General features: G+C 69.6%; 11 protein-coding genes. 4 read left to right on the top strand and 7 right to left on the bottom strand.

Annotated features, from left to right (window positions below; all coding sequences use genetic code 11):
* The 3 genes from J7F03_RS36660 to istA all read right to left on the bottom strand — a co-directional run.
* Window positions 1-208: hypothetical protein (locus J7F03_RS36660; RefSeq protein WP_214957305.1), on the bottom strand; the 208-nt coding region annotated here is incomplete at its 3' end.
* A 159-nt stretch (window positions 209-367) separates the two neighbouring features.
* Window positions 368-1,177 carry an IS21-like element helper ATPase IstB gene (gene istB, locus J7F03_RS36655; protein WP_308380111.1) on the bottom strand — a complete coding sequence of 270 codons (810 nt, stop codon included), beginning with the start codon at window positions 1,175-1,177 and terminating at the stop codon, window positions 368-370.
* Window positions 1,174-2,832, bottom strand: coding sequence for an IS21 family transposase (gene istA, locus J7F03_RS36650; protein WP_214957303.1), 1,659 nt, complete (start codon window positions 2,830-2,832; stop codon window positions 1,174-1,176). The genes istB and istA overlap by 4 nt, the downstream gene beginning before the upstream one ends.
* Before the next feature lie 475 nt (window positions 2,833-3,307).
* On the opposite strand from istA, the gene J7F03_RS36645 reads away from it, so the two are divergent.
* The 3 genes from J7F03_RS36645 (at window position 3,308) to J7F03_RS36635 (ending at window position 4,668) form a co-directional block, all read left to right on the top strand.
* Window positions 3,308-3,517: a hypothetical protein gene (locus J7F03_RS36645; protein ID WP_214957301.1), complete on the top strand. Its 210-nt coding sequence runs from the start codon at window positions 3,308-3,310 to the stop codon at window positions 3,515-3,517.
* 92 nt (window positions 3,518-3,609) lie between these two features.
* On the top strand, window positions 3,610-4,227 hold the full coding sequence (locus J7F03_RS36640; RefSeq protein WP_214957299.1) for a restriction endonuclease: 618 nt from the start codon (window positions 3,610-3,612) through the stop codon (window positions 4,225-4,227).
* 201 nt (window positions 4,228-4,428) lie between these two features.
* A complete protein-coding gene (locus J7F03_RS36635; RefSeq protein WP_214957297.1) occupies window positions 4,429-4,668 on the top strand; it encodes a hypothetical protein in 240 nt (79 codons plus the stop codon).
* Between the two features lie 107 nt (window positions 4,669-4,775).
* On the opposite strand, the gene J7F03_RS42480 is transcribed toward J7F03_RS36635, so the two are convergent.
* From J7F03_RS42480 to J7F03_RS36615, 4 genes are read right to left on the bottom strand one after another with little or no spacing between them, the layout of a single operon-like run.
* Window positions 4,776-5,351, bottom strand: coding sequence for a uridine kinase (locus J7F03_RS42480; protein ID WP_214957295.1), 576 nt, complete (start codon window positions 5,349-5,351; stop codon window positions 4,776-4,778).
* Between the two features lie 60 nt (window positions 5,352-5,411).
* On the bottom strand, window positions 5,412-5,963 hold the full coding sequence (locus tag J7F03_RS36625) for a flavoprotein (RefSeq protein ID WP_214957293.1): 552 nt from the start codon (window positions 5,961-5,963) through the stop codon (window positions 5,412-5,414).
* The gene (locus J7F03_RS36620) at window positions 5,960-6,877 is read right to left on the bottom strand and encodes a hypothetical protein (protein ID WP_214957291.1); all 918 of its coding nucleotides are present in this window, start codon (window positions 6,875-6,877) and stop codon (window positions 5,960-5,962) included. Before J7F03_RS36620 ends, J7F03_RS36625 begins: the two co-directional genes overlap by 4 nt.
* Complete coding sequence (locus J7F03_RS36615; protein WP_214957289.1) at window positions 6,874-7,995, bottom strand: 3-dehydroquinate synthase; 1,122 nt, start codon at window positions 7,993-7,995, stop codon at window positions 6,874-6,876. Before J7F03_RS36615 ends, J7F03_RS36620 begins: the two co-directional genes overlap by 4 nt.
* Before the next feature lie 357 nt (window positions 7,996-8,352).
* Between J7F03_RS36615 and J7F03_RS36610 the strand changes: the two genes are divergently transcribed.
* Window positions 8,353-9,048, top strand: a complete 696-nt coding sequence (locus J7F03_RS36610; protein ID WP_214957287.1) for a hypothetical protein — start codon at window positions 8,353-8,355, stop codon at window positions 9,046-9,048.
* Window positions 9,049-9,051: the final 3 nt, after the last annotated feature.

Here is a 9,051-nt window from a genome sequence, read left to right as displayed (position 1 = left end):
GGGACATGGACCGGGCGTTCGCGGCGACCATCCGCGACCTGAAGTGAATGTGCGACGCAGACAGCGGCCTCTCGCCCGGGTTCAGGCGAGGGGCCGCTGTGGAGTACGAGGTCCAATACAGGGCTTCGCCGGATTCCTGCGCCAGGACTGGGACGCCGTCCTCGCCGGCATGACGCTCGCCTACAGCTCCGGCGTCGTCGAAGGCCACGTCAACCGTTTAAGACGATCAAGCGGCAGATGTACGGCCGAGGCTCCTTCAGACTCCTCCGCACCCGCGTCCTGCTGCGATCGTGACCGTCACGAAATGCCGACCAGACCCAATTTCAGAGATCCTCATCACCGTAGAGAACGCAGGGGTGGTCGGGTGTCAGCTGGCGGCCTTCTGTGCTGCGGCCTGTTGCTCGGCACGGGCCCGGGTGACGGCCAGTCGGTAGGAGTCGGTGCCGGTCTCGATGATGTTGCCGCCGAATGTAAGCCGGTCCACGATGGCCGCGCAGAGCCTCGGGTCGGTGAACGTCTTGGTCCATCCTCCGAAGGATTCGTTGGAGGCGATGGCCACGCTGTTCTTTTCCTCCCGTTCCGTCAGAACCTGGAACAGCAGTTCGGCGCCGCGGCGGTCGAGCTCCATATAGCCCAGCTCGTCGATGCAGAGAAGGTCGACGCGGCCGTAGCGGGCGATGGTCTTGGCCAGCAGCTTCTCGTCGGCGGCCTCCACGAGCTCGTTGACGAGCTTGGTGGCCAGCACGTACTTCACCCGGTACTCGTGCATCGCCGCCTCGGTGCCCAGCGCGATGAGCAGGTGTGACTTGCCGGTTCCGCTGTCGCCGATCAAGCAGAGCGGCAGGCCCTTCTTGATCCAGTCGCACTTGGCGAGGGTGTGGATCGTGGCCGGGTCGATGGCGGGGTTGGCGTCGAAATCGAACTGCCGGATCGACTTGTCACGCGGAAAGCCGGCCGCCTTGATCCGGCGCTCGGAGCGGCGGCGGGCCCGGTCGTCGCATTCGGACAGCAGGAGCTCGGCCAGGAATCCGCGATAGGTCATCTGGTCACGGAGGGCGGCTTCGGCCAGCTCGGGGTACTGGGCACGGATTGTGGGCAGCCGGAGCATCCGGCACGCCTGGTCCACTGCGGTGTCGGCGGCCTGTTCGGTCAGTCCGCGGTTGCGCTTGGCGGTCACGGTGCCTCTTCCTGGTATGCCTGGCCGTCGGCGGGACGCCGGCGGAATCGCAGCAGCTGGTCGTAGGCGGCCACCGACGGCAGCGGCCTGGGATCGGGCGGCAGCGCGGCCAGGCGCCGCTCGGTCAGCGAGGTCACCGTCGCGCCGCCGTCCACCCGGTGCCGCGGGATGTCCCGGTCGGCAGGCTGTTCGGCGCCCTGGTCGGCCTCGCCCCACTTGCGAGCCTCCAGGGCGACCGCGTCGGCGGTCAGCGCGCCGGCCCGCAGCGCGGTCGCGATCCCGGCCACCACATGCTCGTGAACCATGTGCCGGTGCAGCAGCAGGACGGCGATCAGTGCCCGGGTGCCTTCCGCGTCGCCGTGGGCCTTGCAGGCCGCCTGCCACCAGGCGTCGTGGACCGGGGTGAACTTGCCCGCCGATCTGGCCTGGTCCAGCGCGGTCGCGCCGGGCAGCGCGCCCGGTTTGCGGACCAGGGCCTCCAGGTAGTGGTCCAGCTCCAGGCGGGAGCCGCCCTTGGCGATCAGACGCTCGTGGCGGGCGACTTCCCTATGCGCGTCGTAGACCACGAGCTCCGAGGCGTGCAGCACGACCCGCACCATCCGGCCGATCAGCCGCACCGGCACCGAGTAGTGGTTGGTGCGGACGCTGACCTGGCCGTAGCGGTTCACCCGCAGCGAGGACACCAGTCCGGTCTCGAAGTCCTCGTCGGGCAGCGGGACCAGGAGCGGGCGCTCGACGGCGAACATCTCACCGATGGTCAGCGCCCGCTGCATGATCCGGCGGGCGTCGTCCTCCTCGTCCCAGCGCTCGATCATCGCGTTCAGCTCGGCGAGTGAGGCGACCTTCGGGACGGGGACCAGGTGGTTTCTGCGGAACCAGCCGATCTGCCCCTCGACGCCGCCCTTCTCGTGGGCGCCCTCGATGCCGGGATTGCAATAGAAACTGTTGATCGAGAAATGGGACCGGAACGCCGTCCAGCGGTCGCTTTCCACCCGGCCCCGGGTGCGGCCCAGCACCTGGCTGACCGCGGCGCGCAGATTGTCGTAGCGGACCTTGCCGCGCGGCACGCCGCCCAGCACCTGAAGTGCGTGGACGTGGCCTTCCAGGAACGCTTCCTGACCGCACGAAGCGAAGATCTTGTGAACGGCCTTCCCGCTGAACGAAAGGCGCAGCGAGAACAGGAACACCTTGGTCGGGACGCCGTTCAGGTGGATCCAGACGTCCCCGAAGTCGACCTCCGCCTCATCGCCGGGGCGGTGGGTCTGCGGCACGAACCCCTGCGGCGGCCCCCGGCCCTCCTCGACGCGGATCTCCGGGCGCCGCTGGAAGATGTAGGCGCGGACCATCGAGTAGGTCACGCCCCGGGCGTCGTGCTCGTCGATCAGCCGGTCGAAGACCCGCTTGACGGTGTGCCGCTGCTTGCGCGGCGCGTCCAGGTCATCGCGCAGGATCTGGTCGATCGTCGCCTTGAACGCGTCCAGGCGCGAGACCCGGGCCGGAAGCTGCTTGCGCGGCGCCGGCCACACCGACTCCAACGCCATCGCGACCGTCCGGCGGCCCACCCCGTACTTCGCCGACAAAGCCCTGCTGGACAGCCCTTCGACCCGAGCGTCATGGCGTATCGCCGCGTACAACTCGACCTTCGAAACGGGCACTTGAACCACCCAGCGCTAGCCGATGCACCCCGATACTCCCACCACAAGCCCCCCAGTGGAGTCAAAACTCACCGACATCAACTCTCGCCCGGCACCGCTGGAGTCAGAACCCACCTACCGCTGGCCTCAAAACTCACCTACAAAGCCACCCACCCCTCCACGAACCTGCCCGCTACAGATCACCACGGAGGCTAACCGGACCGACAGGCGAGGGCGCAGGCCCCGGTACCGACGCTCGGGCGCGCAAGGTGGAGAGGGGGACGGTCGCGAGCCCTGGGGCGCCGTTCAACGCGAGCTGCGGTGGGAAGGGCGCGGCAGTCCGTAGTGCGGCCGCGCGGTATTCGGCCAGGCCCGATGTCTTTGTGCCATTACCAGGTAACCCGGCTCCAGCATCACTGGCGTCCGGCTACACAGGAGGCTGCGGGTAGCGTGCTGCCTACCCTGCGTGGTGATGGCCTGTGGGGGGGGCTGACGGTTGCTGACCATCAACGTGGCGGTGCTGCTCGCAGTCATCGTCTTTATCCGCCTGCGGCGGCGCACGCACGCCCGTAGCCGCTTCGACGAGAAGATGACCGTGGTCATCGTCCTGGCCCTGGGGGTCCTGCTCGCTCCCACCCCCGTCGGCCAGGGAATCCTGAACGTCTTGGGCCAGCTCGCGAGCAGCGTCACGCAGGGCACCCAGTGAGCCCCCGCGCCCGCAAAGGGCGCCCGCCAGCTCGGCGACGCTCCCGGAGGCCCGGCAAGCGGCGACAGCGTGCAGAGGACCGCCTGATCGGAATGCTCGTGGTCGGTGTCGTGGCCGTCGCCTTGGCGGGGGCCCTCATCAACTGGCTGCTGGCCCACTGGTGGGTCCTGGCCGCCATCGGCGTTCTCGCGCTCCTGGCCGGCGGCTGCTGGATCTACCAGCAGCAACATAAGGCGCGGTGGGAGGCGGTCCGTGCGCAGGGACTGCGGTACGGGCTGTCCGAGCTGGATTCCCTGCACCATTCCCGGTTCGAGGACGCGGTGCGCGACCTGATGCGCCGGGATGGCTGCCAGAACGCGGTGCGCGTCGGCGGCGGCGGAGATTTGGGCGCGGATGTGAAGGCCACCGACCCCTGGGGTAGGCACTGGGTAATTCAGTGCAAGCACAGGCGCAACGGACTTGCCGGGTCCGCCGTTGGCACGCCGGACCTCCAGGTACTCAACGGCACGGCCCGCCAGGTCCACGGCGCCGACATCGCGGTGATCGTGACCAACGGCCGGGTCACCGCACCGGCCGTCGCCTTCGCGAAACAGCAGCGCCTCCACGTCATCGACCGCCACACCCTCGGAGAATGGGCATCCGGCTCACGCCCCCTGTGGGAGCTGCTCCGGGCCGTCCCCCCGCCCCGCAAGCCGACCATTCTGTCCTGAAGGCCGCTGGTTGACCGGCTTGGATGTGCCCCTTGCCGCGCGGGAGGACCACCGCTGCCAAGGACACCTGTACCTGCTGGGCATGGCTCATGGGGCAGAGAGCTGATCGAGAGATCTGCGGAACCCCAGGCCGTACGGGAGTGTGGGCGCGATATCGTGGAGTGTCTATCTGCGGTTTTATGATCTGGCAGGAGTGCCCGCGTGCCCGAGGATCCCATCGCTCACAGTGAGCTCGCTGCCCTTACCCGGCGCTTCGAAGAGGTCTCGGCACAGCACGACCGCGAGTTCGGGATCATCAAGTCCGACCTCACCGCGGTGCGCCTGCAGATCGGCAACCTTGACCAGAAGGTCGAAGCCCTGGACGAGAAGATCGACCGCAACCAGGCGCAGATCATCGAGCTGCTCACGCAGCTGGTCGGCCGAAGCCCTGAAGCCGGCTGATCTCTCCGGCCCGGCCCCTGGCCGGACCAGCGTCTTCCTGCGGCCCCGAATCCAGTGCTCTGGTTCGGGGCCGCAGCACGTACGGGTCCGCCGTCGGTCGTTGCCGGCTATGGGGTCGAGGTGTCCCGGCCCTGTTCGGCCAGGTGGGCCTGCAGCTCGGCAGTGAGCTGGGCGGTGGTGCGGGTGCCGTCGAGGACAAGGTCCGCGTGCTGGCGGGTGGGTGCGACGTGGCGGGTGTAGGAGCGGTGGCTGGTGTCGTACCCGAGGAGGCCGGGGGCCGGGTCCTGGCCCTCCTGAAGTTTCCGGAGGGTTTTGCGGACGACGCGGATGTCGGCGGGGGTGTCGACGTACACGGTCAGCGTGGCGATGGCGGTGAGCTCGGGCAGGGCGAGCGCGAAGGTGCCCTCCACGACCACCAGCGGAGCGGTCGCGTGCTGGTCGAGCGCGGTCTTGATGAGGGCATTGTCCAGCGCGAGCGGGTCGCTGAAATCGACGACCCGGCCCGGCCCGTCAAAGCGGGGAACGCTGGGGGCCAGGTCGGGGTCGCGGTGGTAGCAGGAGTCGAGGTGGACCAGCGCTGCCCCGGGCACCACGTCGGCGAGGGCCCGTGCAAGGGCGGTCTTGCCGGAACCGGCACCCCCGCCGATGAGCAGGAGCTGCTGGGGGTGCTGGTTCACGTTCACGTGCGCGGTGCCTCAATCCAGGGGGCGGGTTGAGGTCGCGAGTTTAGCGGCGCAGGGCAGTCAGCTCTCGTGCTTGCGCCGGTGTGCTGCCGCGGTGGCGAGGACGGTTCCGGGGATCGCGCCGATGCCGCCGGTGCGGTTGTCGCTGGTGAGGGTTGCGGTGGGGGTGCTGCCCAGGATGTGGTGGCCGTCGGCGGTCAGTAGCCCGATCGTGCGGCGTGTCGCAGGGCTGTTCCACATGCGCTGGTTCATGGAGGGCTGGAAGTACACGCCGGGCCCGTGGGCGAGGATCAGTGCGGTGAGGAGGGTGTCGGCGAGGCCGGCGGCCGCGCGGGCGAGGGTGGTCGCGGTGGCGGGAGCGACGATGAACCAGTCGGTGTCCTGGAGGAGCCGGATGTGCAGCGAGTCCTCAGGGTGCGACTTCCAGTGGGTGTCGGTGAAGACGGGGACGGGCAGATCCGGCAGGAACAGCTCGGCGGCGGTTGCGGTGGCCACGACGGTGACCTTGCGCGCGTACCGCCCGGCATCGGCGACGAGCTCGGCGGCCGCGGTCGCGGCGCTGGACCCGCTGACGCCGAGCAGCAGATGCTCGGTGCGACGGCGCCCGGTCATGGGGCGGTCCGGGGCCGGGGAGCGGCCTGGGTCAGGGCCAGGAGGTCGGGGCGGCCGGTGTGGTGGGCCAGGTGCGTGATGCGTTCGGTGAAGACCCCGCGCCACCACATGCCCGCGTACAGCTCCCCGGTGTGCAGGAGCGCGTCCTCGACGGCCGCCAGCGCGCGGTAGAAGCCCAGGACGGCGTCCGGATTCGTCGTGGAGGTGCAGTGGAGCTGGTCGAGGAGGGCGGTGAGGCCGGCGCCGTCGGGGAGCGCGGTGAGGATGCGGGGCGAGAGCAGCCACTTGCGGGGCGGCGGCAGGACGCCGGCCTGCGCGAAGCCCAGCTGGGCGAGGAGCTCGATGAGGTGGGTGGCCAGGTGGCGCCAAGCGTGCTCCTCGGTGCGCAGAACGCCCTGGTAGACAGAGCGCCAGTAGGTGGAGGCGTACCGGCTGGCGAGCGGCGGCAGGAGCCAGTCGCCGATGGTGTCGACGGCGTGGTGGCGCAGCCACCCCTGGTGGGTGGCGATGACGCCGGTGGGGTCGTGGAGGACCTGCATGGTCGTGTAGTTCTCCAGGTCCTCCAGGTACTGGCCGTCCAGGGTGGGGTCCTGGGCGCTGAAGGCGGTCAGGACGCGGGTGTGGAGGATCTTGAGGTTGAGGACCTCGGTGTCGGTCAGGACGTTGATGACGGTGTGGTCGGTGAGGGTGTCGTCACGCCCCTCGAAGAGGACCTCGCAGTCCGCGCCGGCGGGCAGGAACGCGGTGGTGGCGAGCTGTTCGCTGATCGGCTCGTCGTTGGCGCAGAACACCCAGATGTCGCGGTCGGAGTAGATATCGCTGGTGCCCTGGCGGTGGGAGCCGCACAGGGTGATGGCCTCGACGGACGGCACGTTCCGCGTGAGGTGCTCGATGCAGCGCGCGGTCGTCGTCACCGGGCACCCCCGGCGCGGGCGCGGAGTTCGGTGACGGCGGTGAGCAGCTCGTCGTCGGTGACCGTGTCGGTGAAGATGACCTTGCCGATTGCGGTGGGCAGCACGTAGTGCAGGGAGTGACCGCCGCGCTGCAGGGTGAGGTCTCGGACGCGGGCTAGGAGCTGCTGTTCGCCGAAGTCGTGGTCCATGAGGGGCAGCCCGAGGTGGTCCATGACGGCCAGGATCTTCTGGAAGTCCTCGGCGGTGAGCCGGCCGCGGGCGTGGGAGATGTGGGAGGCGACGGCGATGCCGATGCCGACGGCGGTGCCGTGCGGGATCCGGAAGCCGGTGATGTCCTCGAGCGGGTGGGCGACGGTGTGCCCGAGGTTCAAGGCCCGCTCCAGGTTCCGTTCGAAGGCGTTGGCGCCGAGGAGCTCCAGCTTTCTGGCGGCGCAGCGCTCCACGATTGTCTTCAGGACGGGGGTGAGCGGGGTGTCGCCGAGCGGGCCGGCCAGGAGGTCGAAGAGCTTCGGGTCGTCGACGATGGCGATCTTGAGGGCTTCGCCGTACGCGGAGACGAGCTGGGTGCGGGGCAGGGTGGTGAGGGTGTCGAGGTGGATGTGGACCTCGGCGGGGTGACTGAACGTCCCGATCAGGTTCTTCTGGCGGGGGTGGTTCACGCCGGTCTTCCCTCCGATCGCTGCGTCGATCATCGCGAGGAGGGTGGTGGGGACGTAGGCGGCGCGTACGCCCCGGAAGTACAGGTTGGCGACCAGGCCGGTGAGGTCGCAGAGCACGCCGCCGCCGACCGCGGTCACGGTGGTCTGGCGGTCGACGCCGGCTTCGTGGAGCACCGTGATGATCCGCGTGGCGTTCTCCAGGGTCTTGGCGCTCTCGCCAGGCTCCACCACCAGGTGGCGGCCGGGGGCGAGGAGCGGGCGCAGGCGGTGTTCCCACGCCGTGTACAGGCCGCCGTCGATGAGGAGGAAGTCCCCGCGGCCGGCGAGCGCGGCGACGGCCTCGGTGAATCCGGTCTCGGCGACGGCGATGTGCGTGGTGTCGTGCCGGGTGACGGCCGCGGTGAGCCCCTCGGCGCGCAGGGTGACGCGGATGCCTTCGGGCTGCTGGGTGGGGTGCATGGACGGGCTCCTTGCTCGGTGGCGGCACGAGGTGACGGGTCCGGCCCCGGACTCCACAGGGAAGTCCGGGGCTGGCCAGGGGATGTGCGGGATCAGCAGGGGCGGCCCGAGACGATGACGGGGCGCTTGCGCGGCTTGGGACTGGTCATGGGAGTTCCTCCCTTCCGGGGTCGGCGTTTCGCTGACTCCTCCAGGAAAGCGCCGCCACCCGCACCCCGAACAGACGAACGAGGGGCCCACGGGGGCCCGCGGGGAACCAGAGGGAACCATCCGGGTCCCGCGGGTTCCATTCGCTCACCGCCAGGGCCCTGTTGGAGGACCATCGGGGATGGGAACACTCTTTGTGGGGGTGGGGACGTGAACCGCGAACAGCATCCGCTGGCAGCTCTACTGCAGGACAACGGCTGGACGGGCGTCGGCTACCTGCGCCGCCTGGCCGCCCGCCACAAGGCATTGGGCTACGGCGCCATCAGCGCGGACAAGAAGCGGATCTACCGCTGGCTCAACTCCGGCGTGGTGCCGGAATGGACCGCCCAGCTCACCATGGCCGATCTGCACGGGATCCCCGTCGAAACGCTCCACGAGCGGCCCTGGCCGCAGTGGCTGGCCTGCGTCGGTCACGACGACCGGCTGCTCCTGGACCCCGCCTGGACTCCGGCAGACACCAACACCATCCTGACCAGCATGGCCGGAGGAACCATGGACCGCCGCGACTTCCTGATCGTCTCCGCCCTCGGCGCCGTCACCGCCCAATGGGCCACCGCACCGCCCGCCACCGCCGCGGGCGCCGGCCAACGGGTCGGCGCCGAGCTCGCCGACCTCCACGACGAACGCCTCGGCGCACTGCGCCGCCTGGACGACCAGGTCGGCTCCGGCGAGGTCTACCAGGCCGCCAAGACCGAACTCCGCATGATCACCAAAACCCTCAACCACCGCTCCTACACCGAGGAAGTCGGCCGGCGCCTCTACGCCGCGGCCGCCGAGGCCTCCCGGATCTGCGGCTGGACCGCCTACGACTCCGGCTTCCACGCGGATGTTATCTATAGCTCTTAGGAC

Source organism: Streptomyces sp. ISL-43 (genome assembly GCF_018614195.1).
In the GTDB taxonomy this organism is placed as follows: domain Bacteria; phylum Actinomycetota; class Actinomycetes; order Streptomycetales; family Streptomycetaceae; genus Streptomyces.
The sequence above is the reverse complement of the archived record's forward strand: the minus strand, read 5'-3'. Positions and strand labels throughout refer to the sequence as shown.

Coding starts and splice junctions, on each gene's coding strand:
- J7F03_RS36640 (WP_214957299.1), top strand. CDS start 3,610: ATGCTCGTGGTCGGTGTCGTGGCCGTCGCCTTGGCGGGGGCCCTCATC.
- J7F03_RS36625 (WP_214957293.1), bottom strand. CDS start 5,963: ATGACCGGGCGCCGTCGCACCGAGCATCTGCTGCTCGGCGTCAGCGGG.
- J7F03_RS36615 (WP_214957289.1), bottom strand. CDS start 7,995: ATGCACCCCACCCAGCAGCCCGAAGGCATCCGCGTCACCCTGCGCGCC.